Genomic DNA, 22,419 nt, shown 5'->3' on the forward strand with positions numbered 1-22,419 from the left:
ATGAAGAAACTTTTACTATTCATCACGTTATTTTACGGTTTATCTAATGTACTCTATTCTCAAAACGCAAGTGAGGATGGAGTTGTTTCGTTTTCATTACCTATTAGAAATTCTTTGAAGTTCAATAGATATTTAATTAACCCAACATTCAGTTTTGTTAGAGAATCAAATCCATACGTAAGTTTCTATAACAAAAGACAGTGGGTACAATTTGAGAATGCTCCGCAGACGTATTTGGCCAATTATTCAGGACGTTTTAGAGAAAATGAAGCATTTGCAGTTGGGTTATTTCAACAAAATTACGGGCTTATGACTGTTTTTGGCGGAGTTGCCAATTTCGCTCATAACATCGTTTTAGAAGAAGATAGTAACTTAACTTTCGGTTTAAATGCTGGTATTTATCAAAGCGGACTAAATACAGGAAAAATCATATCTGATGATTCAACGATTTTAACTGGAGATTTTCCAAAAAGCACGCTTTTAACTGTAAATCCTGGAATTAACTATGGTACTGCTTTTTTAGATTTCGGATTGGCTATTAACAATTTAGTGCTGTATAATTTCGGATCTGGAATGGTAAAAGAAGATCCAGAAAGAGCCATTCAATTGCATGCCATGTATACTGGATATATTGACAGTTATGGCTTTTTTGATAGAAGTAAATTCTCTGGATTGGTTAGAACAGAAATTAAAAAAGATAAAACAGTTATTTCTGGTCTAGGAATGCTTGCACTTCAACAAGGAGTTTGGGCACAAGTAGGATATAACACATTATATGGAGTTTCGGCAGGACTTGGGGTTAATATTTCTCCAAGTATTGCTATAGAATACAATTACGAAAGAGGAATGGGCAATTTCTCTAATTTAGGTGGTTCTCATGAATTCGCCATTGCCTACAAATTCAAAAATAGAAATTACTATTACGGAGATGATGATGAAGGTTCGTTGATTGATCCTTCAAAACCAAAATCTGTACCAGCTAAACCAAAGTCAGAAGCAACTCAGGTTAACAGAACTGAAATTGCCGAAAAGAATAGGTTAGCTGCAGAAGCAAAAGCAAAAGCCGATGCTGAAGCAAAACAAGCAAGACTAGCAGCAGCAGAAAAGGTGAGAGCCGACGCTGAAGCTGCAGCGAAAGCAAAACTAGAAGCAGACAATAAAGCTAAAGCAGATGCTGAAGCTGTTAAAATAAGATTAGCTGCAGAGGCAAAAGCAAAAGCAGATGCCGCAGCCGCAGCGAGAGCACAAACTGCAACAGCAAATAGAGCCGTTGCTACAACACAAAAAACACAAGCTCAGTTAGCTGCTGATAAAGCAAGAGCAGACGCAGAAGAGCGTAGAATAAAATTAGCTGCAGACAACAAAGCCAGAGTAGATGCAGCAGCAGCAGCGAGAGCGCAAGCAGTAGCAAATAAACCAACAGCAACAGCTGCTCAAAAAACGCAAGCTCAATTGGCTGCTGATAAAGCTAAAGCTGATGCAGAGGCAATGAAACTGAAATTAGCTGCAGATGCAAAAGCGAAAGCAGATGCAGAGGCAGCAGCTAAAGCAAAAGCTGAAGCTGGAAAATCAGTTCAAGCAGAACAAAAAACAGCGGCACAATTAGCTGCTGATAAAGCTCAAGCAGATGCTGAAGCAATGAAATTGAAATTGGCTGCAGATGCAAAAGCGAAAGCAGATGCAGAGGCGGCGGCTAAGGCAAAAGCAGAAGCTGCAAAAACAGCTCCAGCTCCACAGAAAACAGCGGCACAACTGGCTGCTGATAAAGCAAGAGCAGATGCAGAAGCGGCAGCAAAAGCAAGATTAGCCGCAGCTGAAAAAGTAAAAGCAGATGCTGAGGCAGCAAGACAAGCAAGATTAGCGGCAGCAGAAAAAGCTAAAGCAGATGCTGAAGCAGCAAGATTAAAATTAATTGCTGACAATAAGGCAAAAGCAGATGCTGCAGAAGCAAAACGTAAAGCAGATGCCAAAGCAAAAGCCGAAGCCGCAGACATGCAATCTATATTAGCTGCAGATGCAAAAGCTAAAGCAGATTCAGATGCATTACAGGCAAGATTGGCTGCAGAAGCAAAAGCAAAAGCTGCTGCAGAAGCGAAGACTAAAGCTTCTATAGATGCTGCCAATAAAGCAAAAATTGCTGCAGATCAGAAAGCAAAAGCTGCTGAAGAGGCTGCACTTAAAGAAAAATTAGCTGCAGATGCAAAAGTGAAAGCAGATGAAGAAGCTAGACAAGCACTTATTGCCGCAGAAGCGAAAGCAAAAGCAGATGCAGAAGCGCTGAAAATAAAACAAGCTGAAGATGCACGTCAAGCACAATTGGCGGCAGAAGCAAAAGCGAAGGCAGATGCTGAAGCGCTTCAGGCGAAACTTGTAGCAGATGCAAAAGCGAAAGCTGATGCCGAAGCTGCTGCAAAAGCGAAATTAGAAGCTGACGCAAAAGCAAAAGCCGATGCTGAAGCTGAAAAAGTTAGATTGGCTGCAGAAGCAAAAGCACAAGCTGACGCCGAAGCAGAGAAAGCAAGATTAGCAGCTGATGCAAAAGCAAAAGCCGATATGGAAGCTTTACAAGCTAAATTAATTGCAGATGCGAGAGTGAAGGCAGATGCGGAAGCAACGGCAAAAGCAAAAGCTGAAGCTGAAGCGAAAAAATTACAAGAAGAAGAAAATGCTCGTCAAGCGAAATTAGCAGCAGATGCAAAAGCGAAAGCAGATGCAGAAGCTGAGAAAGCGAGATTGGCAGCAGAGGCAAAAGCAAAGGCTGATGCCGAAGCAGAAAAAGCAAGATTAGCAGCCGAAGCAAAAGCGAAAGCCGATGCTGAAGCATTACAAGCTAAACAAGTAGCTGAAGAAAAAGCAAGAGTAGAAGAAGAAGCTCGTCAAGCAAAATTAGCCGCTGACGCAAAAGCAAAAGCGGATGCTGAAGCAGAGAAAGCAAGATTAGCAGCGGAAGCAAAAGCGAAAGCCGATGCAGAAGCATTACAAGCTAAACAAGTTGCTGAAGAAAAAGCTAGAGTAGAAGAAGAAGCTCGTCAAGCGAAATTGGCAGCAGATGCAAAAGCAAAAGCAGACGCAGAAGCGCTTCAAGCAAAATTGGCTGCAGATGCAAAAGCAAAAGCCGATATGGAAGCTCTTCAGGCAAAACTATTAGCTGATGCAAAAGTAAAAGCAGACGCAGAAGCAACGGCAAAAGCGAAAGCAGAAGCAGAAGCTAAAAAATTACAAGAAGAGGAAGAGGCACGTCAAGCGAAATTGGCTGCGGATGCAAAAGCAAAAGCCGATGCTGAGGCATTAAAAGCGCAACAAGTTGCAGAAGAAAAAGCTAGAGTTGAAGAACAAGCTCGCCAAGCGAAATTAGCTGCAGATGCGAAAGCAAAAGCAGACGCTGAAGCTCTTCAAGCAAAATTAGCTGCAGATGCGAAAGCAAAAGCGGATGCTGAGGCTCTTCAAGCGAAATTAGCTGCAGATGCGAAAGCAAAAGCAGATGCTGAAGCTCTTCAAGCAAAACTAGCTGCAGATGCGAAAGCAAAAGCAGATGCTGAGGCTCTTCAAGCAAAACTAGCTGCAGATGCGAAAGCAAAAGCTGATATGGAAGCTCTTCAAGCTAAACTTCTTGCAGATGCAAAAGCAAAAGCCGATGCAGAAGCAACAGAAAAATTGAAAGCGGAAGAAGAAACTAGACTGTTAAGAGAAGAAGAGGAGCGTCAGGCAAAATTAGCGGCGGACAAAGCTAAGGCAGATGCGGCGGCGGCGGCACTAGCAGCGAAAGCGAAAGATGATACTGGAAAAAGTATTGAAAACTTGACTCAGTCTGTAGAAAGTACAAGTAAAGTACAAACAGATTTATTAGATCAGTTTAAAGCAACTGTTGCGAATAAGCAAAAAGACTTAAACGATTTAAAAGAGGAGAATGATTTAAGTGAAAAAGGTATTTATAAAGAGCCAAAACCATTTAAGAGTGTAGCGGCAGAAAACAGTCAGATTGAAGCATTAAAAGTTCAGATTGCTGATGCAAACAACAGCATGAAAAATGAAATTGCGAAGTTGACAAATCTTTATAACGAAAGAAGTAAAAAGTTCCCTAAAGATGATCCTTTGAATAAAGCTTATCTTGAAAAGATAAACGAATTGAAAGCGGCTCAGTTAAAAATGGAACGAGAAGGTGCAGCATTAATTGCCGATTTGGAGCGTATTAAAACAGACACCGAAGTTGAGCGTAAACGTAGAATTAAACGTGCAGCTTATGAGAATGATGAAGGAAGATATGCCCAGGACGTTGCCGCTCTTAAACGAATAAAAGAGACAACAAAAGTAAGCAGCACACCACTGAAAGCAAATGATTTTGATTTTGGTGAAGAGCAGTCAAACATGCAGATTATTAAAAATATTAAAAACTCTGATAGTGGATATTATTTGATTCTTGCCGTACACAACAGTGTGCAGAAACGAGATGAGTTTTTAACGAAAGCAGTAGCTGCGGGACTTACAGATGTGAATTTCTTTTATAATGTGACAACAAGTAAATATTACATCTATTATGAAAAATACGACGGTCTACAAGAAGCGACAAAAGCTTTGGAAGCGAAAGGGAGCAAGCCATACAACGGTAGAATGGCTGTCGTAAAAATTGAGAATTAATAGAAATATATATAGATAAGTTAGTCCTTCTGACGTTTCAGAAGGACATAAATAAAATGTTAAGAATGCTATAATTTATTTTTTAATGCCCCTTAAAAAATTAAAAAAAGGCCACAACAAAATGAAGACTATGAAAAAACCTACTATTTTTAAAGTATTTATTGCAGCTGTATTTCTCTTGCTCGGTATTTCTTCTTACGGTCAGTTAAGAAAGAATTTCGATCCAAGGTATAATACCAGTTTAAAAGGAGATATTTTAGTTATTGGAAACAATATCTTAAATAGAGATGGAGGTGGAAGAAACAACCGTCCAAATAATGCTTTCGATTCTCAAGGTACCGGTACTACGGCGAACGATAACTTGGATATGAAGTATATCGACATAGATAATGATGCAGCAACTTTCAATTCTAGTTCGGCAACATTGGTTATTCCAGATGCCAGTAAAGATTGTTACGAAATTGCTTATGCCGCTTTATATTGGTCAGGAACTTATCAAGGCTCTGATAGAAACAATATTAATAAGGTTAAATTAAAAACGGGCACTAGTGCTTATAAGGATATAACAGGAACTATAATTTGGGATGAAGGAGCATCAGGAGTAAACAATGCGTATCTTTCAAAGCCTTATGCTTGTTTTAAAGAAATTACGACAGAAGTTAAGGCTGCTGGTCCAGGTCTATATACTATAGCAGATTTAGTTTGTTCTCAAGGGTCACTTAACCCTGGAGGTGGAAACTCTGCGGGATGGAGTATTTATGTAATTTATAAAGATCCAAAACTGCCAAGTAAATACATTACTAGTTTTGATGGTTTCAGTATGATTAGAAGTACTGATCCTCCTTTAGATATTCCAATTAGTGGCTTTAAAACAAATCCTGAAGGAAATGTAAATGTAAAATTAGGATTTAGTGCCTTAGAAGGGGATAATCCTTTAGAAGGTGACGGATTACAATTTAAAGGTGGAAAATCTACTCTATGGGGAGATGTATCTTCATTAGCTAGACCAATTACGCCAGCAGTTCCGCCTTCTAGATGGGATGCAGGAACACCTGCTAAGCCTAACTTTTTTAATAGTACTATTACAGACGGAGATGCAATTTTGGGTGGTCGTACACCAGCGAGTAAAAATACATTAGGTTATGATGCTGGAGTGGTTAAAGTTTTAAATGATGGCAATAATATCATTCAAAATAATGAGACGAGTGCTACGCTAAGAATTAATACTTCGCAAGATTCGTACTTTATGTTCTTTACTGCCATATCGGTTGAAATTATTGAACCTAAAATTGTACTTACAAAAATCGTTAAAAACTCGAATGGCGATAATATTGGAGGGCAAACGGTAACATTAGGTCAGCAATTAAATTACGAAATTGGTTTTAAAAATACAGGTAATGATGATGCGACTTCTTTTACAATTCGTGATCAGCTGCCTATCAATATTATCTTTAATTATCCAACAGATTTATTGCCATTACCTGATGGTGTAACAGTAAAAAGCTGGAATCCTGCTACAAGAAGTATTGTTTTTGATGTTCGTAGTGATATCGTTAAAGTAGGTTTAACTGAAAAAACAATAAAATTTAAAGTACAGGTAATTCCTGATTGTACAATGCTTGATGAAGCTTGTTCAAACAGTATCGATAACTCTGCATATGCTACATATAAAGGTTCTCAAAATACTTCTTTCACAATATCGGATGACCCGAGTGTGGATACTAATACAGGATGTATTTTGGTACCAAAAGCAACCAATTTCTTAGTAGGGGTTGAAGGTTGCCAATATGATAGAAAACGTACTTTGTGTACAGAGACGTTGGATATTACTGCCGCAAATGGTTACTCAACATATACTTGGTATAGCGACAAAGAAAAAACAAAAAAAATAGGAACAGGACAGACTCTTACAGTTAAAGATCCTGGAACTTATTATGTTTACAATGAAGCGCCGGCACCATGTAGATCTATTTTTGAGAAATTTACTGTTGAAAGATTTGGTCAAACTGCTAAGAATCCAGTATTGGATGTTGCAGATCAAATTGTAATTTGTCCTAATGACGGTAAAGAATTGCCAAAGATATTTTTGTGTGGAGCAAATGCGTCAAGACTAATTAAGACAGGAATTAATGATAGTTCTAATATCGTTTGGGAAAGGCTTGACACAAGTAGCTGTAAAGCTGTAACGAACGAAAATTGTGCTAACGAAAGTACAGATTGTAAATGGATACAAGTAAGTACTGGTCCAGATTTTACTGCAAAAGATGCTGGACAATACCGTTTGACAATTAATTATTCTGGTAGCTGTTTCAACCGTTTTTACTTTAATGTTTTCACTAATCCATTAGCACCAACAGAAGAACATGTTGATATGCTTTGTGGTAGCAATGGAAGCATTACAGTACGTGACGTTCCTGCAGGATACCAGTATGCAATTAAAACAAGTCCAACTGCGACTATCCAAGATTGGGAATGGCAAGACAGCAATACTTTCCCTATTTACAATCCAGATTCGTATACCATTTATATTCGACAAAAAGGGGTAACTACAAACCCTTGTATTTTCAAAATACCTAATATTTTAATCAGAAGATTAAACCTAACATTAGATGGTAAGAAAACAGATCCGATCTGTCCAACTGATTTAGGAAGTGCAAGTGTTGGAATCAAAAATTTTGAAGGACCATATTATATTTATCTTTATAATCAGGCAACTGGACAAATTGAGAAACAAGATGGTCCTGTTACAGCTTTAGATTATAGTTTCTCATCTTTAAGCTACGGAACTTATGGTAAAAACTATTATATCAGAGTTACAAGCAGTCCAATAAACCAGACTCCAGCGCCAAAATGCGATGTATCATATTATTTTGAAATAAAACCGCCTTCAAGCCAGTTAAAAGCATTTGCAACTTTGCAAGAACCTTTTACAGCTTGTAGTGATGGTAAACTTTTATTATCAGCATCAGGAGGAAAAGCACCTTATGCTTATTTTATAAACGGATCTCCAACACGTGTTGATACCAATCCGGTTATTATTACAGAAGCAAAAACATACGAGATTAAGGTCGTTGACGATGCTGGTTGTTCTGCAACAACTTCTATTACTATTCCAGAAGTCTCAAAACCTACGTTTGATGTGAATCATACAAGTAGTGCTTGTTATGATGGTACGTCTTCTATTAGAATCGAAAATATTGTGCCTAATGGGAACATTATGGCTTATAGTATTGACAATGGACTTAGTTATTCTGGAAATACTACTTTCCTTAATTTGAATCCAGGTGTTTATAAAGTTATTGTTAGATATAGTGTTACTTATACAGTAAACAATGTACAACAAAGAAAAGACTGTTTTACTGATCCAATCGATGTAACAATTACAGGTCCAACATCAGCACTTACTGCATCTGGAGGTGTAGCAGCATTAGCAGGCTGTACGTTGCCAGATACAAATGGTGATAATCAAGGAGGAAAATTAAGAATTAACAATGTTGAGGGAGGAACTCCTCCATATCAATACGATTTTGGTGATGGCAAAGGTTGGGTAAATGTAAATGAGGCAGATGTTATGCCAAATACTACCGGTTATACTTTAAGAGTTAAAGATAATGCAGGATGTATTTTTACAATAACAGATAAAATTATTTTAGATCCTAAACCAACAGATCCGACAATTGATGATCCTATTACAGTTTATAGTTGTGATGGTAAGGCTTCTACAACCATAACGGTAAGAAATCCTCAAAACACAAATTATACTTACGAATATTATATTGATGGAACACCTAATACACCAATAACAAATAACGTATTTACAAATGTTCCAGCAGGAAATCATAAAATAAAAGTTAAATATACAGTAACCAAAGTTCCTACTTATAGTAACTTATTAAGAGAGGATTTTGGTCTTGGTTCGTATACAACAACACCAGGAATTAACCCAGGTTATTGTTTTGAAGATGAGACATCAACACATTTAGCTCCAGATTATAAATGTAATAGAGATGAATGGATAAATGATGGTGAATATGCAGTAGCAAGTTCAATTAGAACTAGATTTAGTGATTCTTGGATAGTAGCTAAAGATCATACAGTGCCTACTAGTCCGTTAGGAAGATTTTTATGTGTGAACGTTGGAGGTACAGCAGGTATTGGAGGAATCTTATACAGTAAGCCAATTCGAGATGTTATTGTAAATCAACCCGTAATTATTTCACTTTGGGCAGAAAACCTTATTGTTAAAACATCAACTTCTCACGCTGATCCAAAATTAACTATTCAATTAATTAATAACTTGAATGGAGTTGGAGGTACAGAAACGATTGTTGCAACAACAGATACTTCAAATCCTTGGGTAGTTCCAAAAAGCGAGCAATGGGAATACAAAGAATTATCATTAAATCCTGGAGCATACACTAATTTAAGTTTTGTTATTAGATCTTATAGTAACGAATTTAATGGTAACGATGTATTGATTGATGATATCTGGGTACGCCAGATTCCTGCAAGTTGTGATGCAGAGAAAGAATTTACAGTTATTATAGAGGATAACAAAGGCTTTAAAGCCGATACGCCAATTGTTGATAACTTGACTTGTATTGATAAAGCTGACGGAATAATTACAATTCCGGTTAGTAACTTTAATCCTGCGACAGGATATTATTATACAGTAAACGGTGGAGGTTTACAAAATTCAAGTGCTTCTCCTCTAGTTTTAGATAAGTTAGCTGCAGGAAATTATACAGTAGTCGTTCAATATGATACTGCTGGAAATTGTTCTACAAGTTATTCAAGAAGTATAACTGCTCCAGAAGCTGTTACTGCATTGGCTACTGTAACGACTCAGCCAACATGTATAGATGGTGCTGTAATTAAGGCTTCTGCAAAAGGCGGAAAACCAAATTATAAATATCAGTTAGAGCGTCCAGATGGAACAATTGTAATAGCATTCCAGACTGAAGATACTTTCAACTTGCCATTAACTGCGACAGGTGACTTTGTAGTGGTAGTAAAAGATTCTGGAGATTGTTCTTCAGCAGCTTCTGATAAGGTAACTGTTGTTGGAGCAGTACCTCCTACAGCGACTTTAGATGCTAGTTCAGATCTTTGTTATGATGCTGGAAACAAAGCAACTTTGGTTGTAAGTGTTAGCGGCGGAAAAGCACCTTACCATTACAGTTTGGATGGTGTGAATTATCAGGATTCGGAAAAATTCGAGAATTTAGGTGCAGGTAATTACACTATTTACGTTAGAGATGAAAATGGCTGTAACGCTGCGCCACTTACAAATATCGCGATAGGAACACAAGTTACAGCATATGCAGAGGTAACAAAAGCATTAGATTGTACAAATTCGCCAAACGCGCAGATTACAATTACAGCTCAAAACGGAACACCAGGTTATACTTATGAAGTGTCGGTTAATGGAGCTCCTTTTGTAGCGATAGGATCTAATATTTACCCAGCTTCGGGAACTGGATCTTATGTATTTAGAGTTACAGATTCTAAAGGATGTCCTGCTTTAACAACTGCAGTAACTGTAGATGCTAAACTTGAACCAACAGGATCTACTACGCCAATAAACCCTAAATGTTATAACGGTAATAACGGAAGTTTTACAGTTATACCAGCTGGCGGAAATGGTGGACCATACGAATTTAGTTTTGACGGAGGTAATTTTACCACTTCTGCAACACATTCTAACTTAGATGCATTTGTTGGTGCTACAAATACAAGAACATATAAATATCAAGTAAAAGATGGTAAAGGATGTCTTTCACCTATTTACGATGTTATATTAACAAACCCAACAGAGGTTAAAGTTACTGGTAGCTTCCCTGCTAATACTACATGTAGCTCTACAGCAGTAATTACAATTGTTGGTGCAGGTGGTGCAGGTAACTATACGTACAACTTTGATGGTGGTACAAATTATAATAATGTAACGACTAAAACAGTTACTTTAACGAATGCTGAGCAAACGATTAAATTCTATGTAAAAGATGGAAATGGATGTACGGCTGAAGGAGAAGTTAAAGTTCCGGCATTTAACCCGCCAACAGGAATTACGATTTCTAATCCTGCTGCAATTACATGTAATACAGGAAGTACAACAACAAGTCTTACATTAACAGCAAATGGAGGCATTGCTCCGTATACATACGAAGTTACTGCTGGACCAGTTACGCCAGCAGCGCAAACTGGAAACACAGCTACATTTACTGGTCTAACAGCAGGCTACTATGAATTTAAAGTAACAGATGCAAGAGGTTGTACTGCTACAGGATCAAAAACTATTGCTGATGGAGTTAAAATCAAAGCTGAGGGTTCTAAAACAGATGAGCTATGTGCGGGTTCTAAAAACGGTAGTGCTACATTTACTGTTTCAGATGTAAGCAGTACGGGTAATTTTACTTATACTTTTACGCCTAATACAGGTACGCCAAATGTTAATGGTAATAAAGTTACCTATACAAATTTAGCACCTGGAACTTATACTTTCGTGGCTACAGATAGAGCAACAGGTTGTATTTCTGATAGCAAACAAGTAACTGTTGGTGCAGCTACTCCAATTACTTTTGATGTTGCTGCTTCAAAAATTAGCTGTAATAATAAATTTACAACAATCACAATTTCAAATTTACAGGGAGGAACAGGCAACTATTCTTATGCATTTGCAGCAAGTGGTTCAACTGCTCCATCAACACCTTACGGAACAACTTTAACAGTAGACACATCAGTTCTTACAACAAGTATAGATGTATACGTTAAAGATGCAAATAATTGTGCTGTTAAGAAAACCGTTTCTGTTGGAACAGAGGATCTTCCAAAAATGGATCCTATTGCAGCACAATGTTACCCAGGAACTCCAATTTCTGTAAAAATTACAGGTACATATGCATTGCCAGCAACATTTAGTAAGGATGGTATTAATTTTGGAACAGCTGATACATTTAATTTAACGCCTGGAACTTATAAATTAACGGTAAAAGATAAATTCGGTTGTACTGATTTTATTAATTATATAGTTCCTGAGCAATTAACAATTACTCCATCAGTAGTTGCAGATACATATTGTACGCCTAATACAACAATAAGCTTATCTTCTGCAGGAGGAACAGGAACACGTACTTATGCCGTTTCATTCAATGGAGGAGCTTACTCAACAGTAACAAGTCCTTACACAGCAACTGCAGCAGGAACTTATAAATTTAGAGTTAATGATACTGCAAACCCAGTTTGTTATGCTTATACAGCAGATATTACGGTTACTCTAAAACCTACAGTTTTAACAATTAATACATCTAAAGTTGATGTAAAATGTAATGGAGCAAAAACAGGAAGTATTTTAGTAACAGCTACTTCTGGAAAAGCGCCATTTACATATACGATTACCAAAAGAGGTTCTTCACCAGCAGAGGTTTATAATGTAAATAATCCTTCAGGATTAGGTGCAGGTATCTATGATATTGTGGTAGAAGATGCTTTAGGTTGTAAATCGGCTACGGCAGATGTTACGATAACAGAACCAGCTGAATTAACAGCCGATGCAAGTATTGATCCATTTACTTGTAACACTACAAATACTAAAGAACCTAAAAATGTTACCGTTACAGGAACAGGAGGAGTACTTCCTTATTCATACAGCTTTAATGGAGGATCATATGGTCCATCAAACACTTTAGAAGTTGTAGACAATACAAAAACACAGACTGTTAGATATTCTATCATGGATGGTAATGGTTGTACAACTGCTGTTAAAACACTTACAATCTCACCGCTTAATCCGCCTAAGATTGCAAAAGTTGACGTAACAAAAATTTATTGTGATCCAGTTGCTAGCAGAAAAAGTACCGCAACAATTACATTAGTTGCGGGTAGCGGAGCTGTAACTTCTTACACAATTGTTTCAGGACAAACTAATATTACTGGAGCTACTTCAGGAGTATTTACTGATCTTGATCCTGGTAACTATACTTTCAGAGCAACAGCTTCAAATGGTTGTTATGATGAGTTTAGCATTAATATTCCACCAGTAGTTTCTATCACTGCAGCAGCAAATAAACTTAATGATGTTTATTGTTATGCGATTCCAAAAGAAACTACAGGAGCTATTAGATATACAGTAGGTAAATTTGTAACTACTTATAGCTATACAGTTAATGGAGTTTTGACAGCTACAAATCAGACTGCGACTTCTTTCGATTTAACTAATCTTGGAGAAGGAACATACGATGTAGTATTTACAGATGAAACTACATTATGTATTTTCTCAACAAAAGTTATAATTACACAGCCTACAGATGCTTTAGTTTTACATTTAGATTCTAATGTAAATGCAAACTGTAACAAAGCAACGTCTAAAGTAACAGTACATGCTACTGGAGGAACGTTAGATTATAAATATGCATTTAAACAAAACAATGTAGCTCCAACAGATTCTGATTACAAAGATGCTGCAAGTGCAGATCTTAGCCCAGTAATGAACACAGAATGGGATGTTTGGGTTAAAGATGCTAATAATTGTACAGCTAAGATAGACGTAACTATCGATACTGATTTAGCACCAACTGTTGATGTTAAAGTAAACAATCAATGTACAGTTTCTGGTAACGCATTTATTATAGAAGCAACAGGTAATGGTGGTGTTGCACCATATACTTATACAATTAATACAGGTGTTGCACCAAGTCCAGCTAATATATTTACTGTTGGCGCAGGAACATATACGATTACGGTGAAAGATGCTAACGGTTGTACAGGAACAGCACCAATTACTGTTTACGATGCAATGACGGTTAGTGCAGACATCACTAAAGAACTTACATGTGCTGCTGTAACACCAGTAAATGGAAACATTAAGGTTAGAGTGGTAACTGGAGGAAAACCAAACTTTACTTATAGAGTAAAAATAGATGCAGGTTCTTACCCAACTACAGGAACACCTTTTACAGGAACATCTTTCGATTATCCAGTAACAGCGGCAGGAACGTATCAGTTTGAAATTACTGATGCTAATGGCTGTGTAAAAGAAACAGTACAAGTTGAATTAAAAGATCCTCAAACGGTTCTGGTAAAAGATACTCCAACAAGTCCAACTTGTAATGGAGATGCAGACGGATCTGTAACACTTGAGGCAACAGCAGGAGAAGGACCATTTAAATTTAGTTTTAACGGAGGACTTTTCTTAGATAAATTTATTTATGGAGGATTAACAGCAGGAAGCTATCCTTATACAGTAAGAGACAGCAAAGGTTGTGAAGCTTCTGGAACAGCTGTTATTGATGCTCCAGCGACAATCGATCCAAAAATTGACATTCATGGTATTACATGTCTAAGTACAAAACCAGGTAGTATTGATATATCATTAAAACCATCTTCGGGAGGTACTGCACCATTTATTTATCATTTATATGATAATACAATGAAAGAAATTGCTACTTACACTGCAGCTACAGCAGCAGATGCAGCAGCAGTACATAATTTCCCTAATTTATATTTTGGTGATTACTATATTAATATTGTTGATGCTAAAGGATGTAAGTTTGAAAGCACAGCATTAAGAATAGCACCGCCTCCTTATTTGGAATTTGGTGCTGAAGTGATTGGTGCAACTTGTGATGATGGGATTTCTGTTAAACTAGAATTGTTAGCAGGTTCAGGTGTGCCAAACTTTACATATTCTATTTACGGACTTGGTATGTCATCAGGTTCTATACCAGATAGAGATTATACATTTACTCATTTAGAGCAAAATACGACTTATAATTTTATGGTTGTAGATGCGAACGGATGTCCATCGTATTTAGAATATACTACACCTAAGATTTCAGATATTACGGCAGACGTTACGCCAAAAGATGTAACATGTTTTAATGCAGGAAATGGTGAATTAAGTTTTGAAGTAAAAGATTTAGGCGCAGGAACTACTCATATTTATTATGAAGTAAGAGATAACTTAACTAATCTGCCAATTCTAAGCCCTAAATTTGGTGATATCACTGCAGCTCCTTACACAGGAACTATTACAGGTTTATTGCCAGGTAATTATATTCTTTATGTAAAAGAAATAGACGGAACTAAATGTTCTACAACAACGAAATTCCAAATTAAACAGCCAGCTTCAGCACTTGATGCTAGTATTACTAAAGTGGTGAATGCAACTTGCGATAAAAATGCTTTTGTAACAATTAGCGCAGGTGGAGGAACAGGACCTTATACTTATGGTTTCTATACTGCACCAGCTACAGCACCAGCTTCATTTGGAAGTGAAAATGTTTTAGAGTTGCCATATTCTCCAACTACTACAAACTATAATATTGTTGTAATAGATGCTAATGGATGTGAGAAAGATTTAGGTCAGATAATTTCTAAAGACCCAAGTCCAGAAATTAATTTAGATGTAGATAATAAATGTGTTAGCGAAGATACTTTCGGAATCGTAGTAACATTGTCTAATGCAGGAATGCCAGGATATTCTATTAAAGTTGACGATGGAGTTTTTGTACCGTATACTGGAACATTCCCGTATACAATACCAAATTTACATTCTGGAGAACATGAAATTACGATAAAAGACAAAAACAACTGTACAGATGTTAAGAAGATAACAATTGATGCTCCATTAAAACTTGAAGCTTCAAATCTTGTTCTGCCAAATTGTAATGATGATAATGGTGGAGTAACATTAGTACCAAGTGGAGGATCAGGAAATTATGGTTATAGTATTTTACCAAGTTTCCCAAGTGTATCTATAGTAGGCAATACAATTACAGGATTACAAGCTGGTAAGTATGTAGTAACAATGACAGACCTTACAAATGTTGGTTGTTCTACTACAACAGAATTCGAATTGCCAGCTGGAACTCCGGTTACTTTTGATGCTGTAGCTACAGATGTACTTTGTCTTGGAGATTCAAACGGAACTATTACAGTAAATTTACTTGCAGGTAATAATGAACCTCCGTATACTTACGAAATAGCATTAGTATCAGGAGCGCCTCTACCATTAGGTATTGTACAAACAGATAACGTATTTAGCAATCTTCCGATAGGAGATTATAGAATTACGGTGACTTCTAAGAGATTATGTTCTTTATATAAAGATTATACTATAGGAGGACCAACTGTTGCTTTAGGAGCCGATGTTGCTCTGAAAGATTTTGGATGTCTTTCAGGAAGCGATCCAGAACTTGCAGAAGTTACAATTACTGGAACGGGAGGTACAGCACCATATCTATACAATTTTGATGGAAGTGCAAATTATACGAAAGAAAATAAAGTAACGATTCCAAATGACGGAAACCCTCATACGGTAAATTACTATGTAATCGATAAGAATGGTTGTAAAACAAATGGTTCTACAATTGTTAATCCGTTTACGAAATTAGACGATATTGATTTTGATCAAACGATAGTAGCAACATGTCCAGATGAAGAAACACAAGTTACTTTAACAGTAATAGGTGGTTATGCAATTGATAAATATGAAATTGTTTCACCATTCACTAAAGACAACGGAACTTCAAATGTATTTGACAACTTACTTGCTGGAACTTATATGTTTAAAGTGACAGATGAGAGAGGATGTTCTATCGAAAGACCTTATGTAATTGAAAAATTAGATAAAATTGATATTGTTAAAACATCACAAATCAATGTAAGCTGTAACACAATAAACGGAACCAATAACAACGGAGAGGCAACTTTCACAGTTTCTGACTTTAGTACTGCTGGTTACACAGTTGTTGTTACAAGTACACCAACTGGATTAGCTCACAACGCTCCTTTAACAGCAGGTGACGTAGTTACAGTAGATGGTCTTGTTGAAGGAACTTACACAGTAACAGTAACAGATAATACAACAAATTGTTCAAAATCTGCAGATGTTACCATTACAATGCCTGCTCCGATTGTATTTGTTGCAACGGGTAGCAATGTATATTGTTCTGAGGATAACTCTACAATTACAATTACAAACATTGTAGGTGGAACGCCAAATTATTCTTATGCAGCAGTTATAAGAAATCAACCAGCTCCAGTAGCGTTTACAGCGTCTTCTGTTCCATTGGTGGTTGATACAGATTTGACAAACCTATTATGGGATGTTTATATTAAAGATGCGAATGGTTGCGTTTCAGCGCCAATTCCAGTAGATATTGATCTTGACGCAGCTCCAGTTCTTAATATGCCTGCACAACAGTGTTTTGTAGATGTTGACTTGACTGTAGATCTTGATGCTCTTGCTACAACATACAATAATGTTAAAACATTTACGATTGATGGATTGCCAACAGGTGCTATAGCGACATTTACAAAAGCAGGTTCATATAAAATCGTTTTAACAGATGAGCATGGTTGTTCAGATGAGAAAACTTATATTATTGAAGAGCGTTTAACAGCTGCAGCAACATTAGAGAAAGATCTTTATTGTGAAGTAGGTAATGAAGCAGCAAAAATTGTTGTTGAAATCAAGGGTGGTAAAAAAGACTATTCTTATCAAATGTACTTAGACGGAAATCCAGTAGGACCAGTAAAAAGCAATACTACAGGTAATTTTGAAGAATACGTTAGTACTCAAGGAGATTACTCTTTTGAAATCTCAGACAGTAACTTACCATGTATATTTACAACTATTCCTGTAACGGTTACAGATCCAGAGCCAATTACTCTTGCAGATTCGCATACAGATGTATTATGTTGGAATGACAGCAATGGAACTTTAAAAGTTGTACCAACTGGTGGAGTAGAACCATATTCATATGTGCTTTCTGGACCATTTACAAATACAACAGGAGATGTAAGCGGTGTTTATACCGATTTACCTCAAGGTACGTATACAGTTCAAGTTACAGATGGTAAAGGTTGTACGACGACTTCGGCTAATATTATAATTATTCAGCCAAATGAGTTAGATCAAGAGTATGCTATTACACCAAATAATTCTTGTAGCACATCTACAGAAATTGTGGTAACAGGTAAAGAAGGTACGGCACCTTACCAATACAATTTTGACGGAAATGGATACGATGATACAAATAGTATCTCTGTACCAAATGACGGTTCAGTTGCATCAGTTACCTATACGGTTAGAGATGCTAATGGTTGTGAAACAGCTCCGGTAACAGTTCCGATTGTTCCATTAAACAAACCATCAGCTTTAGCATTCAATGCAACTGCTATTACTTGTAATCCTGCAAACGCTACTAGTACTGTTACAGTAACAGCTACAAACGGTGTAGGTGCGTTAGAATTTAAAATTATAGAATTCAATGGAGCTCCAACAACGCTTTACCCTGCAGTACCAACAGCTGGAAGTGCAGTTCCTGCAGTATTTACAGGATTGCCATTTGGTGAGTACAAATTTGAGGTAACAGATAGTTTTGGATGTTCATTCACTGATATATTGACTATCAAAGACGTTGTTAAAATCCAAGCTACAGGTGATGCTTTCGCGAAATCTTGTATCGGTACAGACGACGGAAAAGCAGTCTTTACAATGTCTGATTTCAAAGGAACATATACGTATTCAGTAACTAAAGACGGTGCTGCTTTTGTTGGACCAATTACAACTGCTGATACAGAGGTTACTTTAGCTAATTTAGCAAAAGGTGATTATGAAATTAGTGTAGTAGACGATATAACAACCTGTCCAACAACTTTCAAAGTTACAGTTAACGATCCTATTGATGTAACCGTTTCAGAAGAAGGTAAAGCAAATGCTAATTGTAAAATTGGTGCTGTAGTTACAGTTTTAGGACATGGAGGAGCTGGAGATTATACCTATTCTTTTGTTGTAGCAGGTGCAACTTACGGTGCATTTGAACCAGAAGCTACTAGAGTATTAGATCCTGCTACGCCTAGCTGGTATGTATATGCGAAAGATAAAAACGGATGTATCTCTCAACCGATAACAGTTGACATTACGACTGATCCGTTGCCAAGTAACTTTACAGCAAAAGTTACATCACATTGTGCGGATAGTAATGGAAATTATGAAATTGTAGTAGACGATTCTGCTGCTATTGGAGTAGGTCCATTTACATATAGTATTGGTGGAGGATTCCAAATTTCTAAATCATTTACAGTGAACGTAGCAAAAGCTTACGATATCACAGTACGCGATAAGTTTGGTTGTGAGACTAAATTCCCAGCACTAGTAACTATTTTACAGCCTCTAGAATTGGATACTAAAATTTTAGATTGGCCAAGTTGTGATGAAGGAGACGGAAGAATTAGTGTTACAGCAACTGGTGGTTCAGGAAATTACAGTTATTCAATTGATGGAAAACCTGCAGTAACAACTACGCCAGCTGAGTTTACAGGTTTAGATTCTGGTTCTCACACAATCGATGTGATTGATACAACGACTAACTGTCCAATTTCAACAATGGTGGTTATAGCTCCAGCAACTGAAATTGATGGTTTCAAAGCAGTTGCTACTCCTGTGACATGTTTCAGTTATACAGATGGTAAAATTAGAGCAAGTATTACTCCGGGAGTAAATGACAACCCTATATACAAATATAGAATCAACAATGGTCCACTTCAAGAAAGCGGATTGTTTGAAGGATTGGCAGCAGGAGATTACAGAGTTGAAGTATTCTCAGGAAGAGGTTGTACAGCTTTTATTGATGTAGAAGTAAAAGGACCTAAAGCAATTGTGGTTCCAGATCCAGTTGTGGTGCAGTACTTATGTACTAGTGGTAACACTAGCAATTTTGCAACAATCACAGTAACTGGTGTTACTGGTGGTTCTGAAAATTATGATAAGTACGAATATGAGTTTATTAAAAATGGTGTAAGAGTTTACAAAGGAGAAAGAAATGTGTATACTCAAACCGATTTTACAGGTGGAAATTTCGTAGTAAAAGTTTATGACGAAAATGGTTGTGAGGGTACTAATCCGACAACATGGGTAATTAATCCATTTATCCGTTTAGACAAAGTAAATGTAAGAGTTGATGATGCAATCACTTGTCCTACTAAAGAGAACATTACAGTATCAGTAGATGCAACAGGTGGTACACCAACTAATTTAGAGTATTCAATTGCTTATTCTTCTGGTGCTGCTGTACCAGGAAATGCGCCAAATACAAATGGAGTATTTACAGATTTAGGAATAGGTGAATATATTATTACAGTTCTGAATAAAGATACTGGCTGTCTATTACAGAAAGTTCACAATGTGTTTGATCCAAATACATTCAGTATTCAAGCAGTTGCTGTAAATGGAGAAATTTGTTTCAATGCTACTGATGGAAGCGTAGATTTAACTTTTGTTGACAACCAGATAGTTCCAAAAGACGATGCAGGTAGATTTGATTATATAGTGACTGGTCCGTTGCCAAGTACTGCGGTAGTAGCTTCAGGTCAATCACCAACAGCAGGTCCAGAAAGAGTTTCTAATTTGAGAGCTGGTTTATACAAAGTTGTGGCTACCTTAGTGGGTGATCCTAGATGTTCAGTAGAAACATTATTTACGATCAGTCAGCCAAACGAAGCATTAGTTGCAACATCAGCAAAAGTAGATATTACATGTATTGCTGGTAATAATGACGGTGAAATCTCTGTTAGCGCAACAGGAGGTTGGAACACATCTTACCAATATCAATTAGTAAGAGGTACGACTGTTGTAGAAGATTATTCAAGTAAGACAAACTATCCAGGTCTAACAGCAGGTGTTTATACCATAAACGTTAAAGACGCTAAAGGTTGTATGGCATCTACAAGTCAGACTTTAATAGTGCCAGTGCCAATTAATGCTACAGCAAGTGCAAACGTTACAACGTTACCATGTTTTGGAGATAAATCTGGTGTAGTTACCGTGAGTCCTCCAACAGGTGGTCAAGGAAGCAACTATATGTATACTTTAAATATACTTTCTGAAAATCCTGTAATTTCATCAGGTCCATTCTCTTCTCCAGTTTTCTCTGGATTAGGTGCAGGAAGATATAGTGTAACAATAACTGATGGATTCTCTTGTGAGTTTACAACTAATGAAGTTGAAATAAAAGATCCACTAAAAGTATTAGCTACTTTAGTAGAGTCTAGAGCACAAACTTGTCAGACTTTAACACAGCTTACGCTAAGTGCCGAAGGTGGAACAGGACCATATACTTACAGTGCAGATGGAACAACGATTTTAGGTTCATTCGCATCTTCAATTTCATTTGAAGTGCCAGTAGGTTCTTATAAGTATTTTGTTTTTGACTCTATAGGATGTAGAAGTGTTGTCTCTAATACAGTTACAATCTATGCATTAACTCCATTAGATATTAAATTGGATGTTTCAAGCGCAGTTGTAAAATGTACTGGAGAAGCTACAGGGGTAATCACTGCAGAAGCAGTAGGAGGCTTAGGTCATTATTCTTATACATTGTTAAACGCGACAGACGGAATTGTTCGTCCAGCTCAAGACAATGGAGTATTTGCTGATCTTCCAATTGGAACATATCGAGTAGCAGTTGAAAGTGTGGATTGTAATGATAGATCTGAATTGGTTGTTATTACAGAACCAAGAGAAGCTTTACAAGCTCAATTTAAACCAACTGATGTTACTTGTTTCGGTGAGAATAATGGTAAACTTGAAATAATTGCTTCAGGTGGAACAGGAGTTATTAAATATGCAATTTCTCCAAATCTGAATCAGTTTGATACTAAAGTATTATTTGAAAAATTAGCGCCTGGTGATTACCAAGCTATAGCTCAGGACGAAAACGGATGTTTTGTATTGTACGATTTCACAATCTCACAACCAAGACCTGTAGTTGTAACTGAGGTTCCAAACTCAATGATACCAGAAGTTTGTGACGGAGATAAAGATGGTGCATTTAGTATCGAAATTAAAGGTGGTACTTTACCTTACAGCGTAAGTTTAGATGCTCCAAACGGACCATTTACTGCAGGTACTGCAACACAAACAGTGTTTGACTTTACAAACCTTAAAGGTGGAGCACATACAGTGTATGTGAAAGATGCAAACAACTGTCCGGTAGATTTCGTAGAGAATATGCCAAATGCTGTAATTCTTAACCCAACTGCAGAAGTAACATATGATTGTGTTAACAATGCACAGGCAAATATGGTAGTAGTAACAATCGATGCTTCTATCACAAACCCTGCAGAGGTAGATTACTCTCTTGACAATAATGGAACATTCCAACCAAGTAACATTTTCACAAATGTTGCTCCAGGAAGCCACTTCATTGTTGCTAGACACACTAACGGATGTGAAGTGCCAACTCCAATTTTTGAAGTAGCAGCTGTTGATCCAGTAAGTTTAATTGACGTTACAAACCAAAGCAAAGAGATCAACACAATTGTTGTAAAAGCTTCTGGTGGAGTTGCTCCTTACGAGTACAGCTTCAATGGTGAATCATTCTCATCATCTAATAGCTATAGAATCTACAAATCGGGTGATTATGTAGTAATCGTAAGAGACAAAAATGGTTGTGAGGCAACAATTACAGTTCAGGGTACATTCTTTGACTTCTGTCTGCCAAACTACTTCACTCCAAACGGTGACGGACAAAATGATACTATTGGTCCAGATTGTGGTGCATTAGCATACAAAGAGCTAACGTTCGATATTTATGATAGATATGGTAGAGTAGTTGCGAAATACCATGTAGGTGAAAAATGGGACGGTAGATATCATGGAAACGAATTGCCAACAGGTGATTACTGGTATGTTCTTAAATTAAATGATCCGAAAGATCCAAGAGAATTTGTTGGACATTTCACTTTATACAGATAACAAAATTATAGCCCCAATGATGT

2 protein-coding genes are annotated in these 22,419 nt (G+C 37.0%); both read left to right on the top strand.

What is annotated here, in order from left to right; translation table 11 throughout:
- Complete coding sequence (locus ACFO3N_RS02665; protein WP_379795112.1) at nucleotides 1-4,635, top strand: PorP/SprF family type IX secretion system membrane protein; 4,635 nt, start codon at nucleotides 1-3, stop codon at nucleotides 4,633-4,635.
- A 130-nt stretch (nucleotides 4,636-4,765) separates the two neighbouring features.
- Nucleotides 4,766-22,396: a T9SS type B sorting domain-containing protein gene (locus ACFO3N_RS02670; RefSeq protein ID WP_379795113.1), complete on the top strand. Its 17,631-nt coding sequence runs from the start codon at nucleotides 4,766-4,768 to the stop codon at nucleotides 22,394-22,396.
- The last annotated feature ends 23 nt before the right edge of the window (nucleotides 22,397-22,419 follow it).

Source organism: Flavobacterium chungangensis, assembly GCF_042654045.1.
Classification (GTDB): domain Bacteria; phylum Bacteroidota; class Bacteroidia; order Flavobacteriales; family Flavobacteriaceae; genus Flavobacterium; species Flavobacterium chungangensis.

What these genes read in the sequence shown, in the direction of transcription:
- ACFO3N_RS02665 (WP_379795112.1), top strand. Translation starts at nt 1, where the DNA reads ATGAAGAAACTTTTACTATTCATCACGTTATTTTACGGTTTATCTAAT.
- ACFO3N_RS02670 (WP_379795113.1), top strand. Translation starts at nt 4,766, where the DNA reads ATGAAAAAACCTACTATTTTTAAAGTATTTATTGCAGCTGTATTTCTC.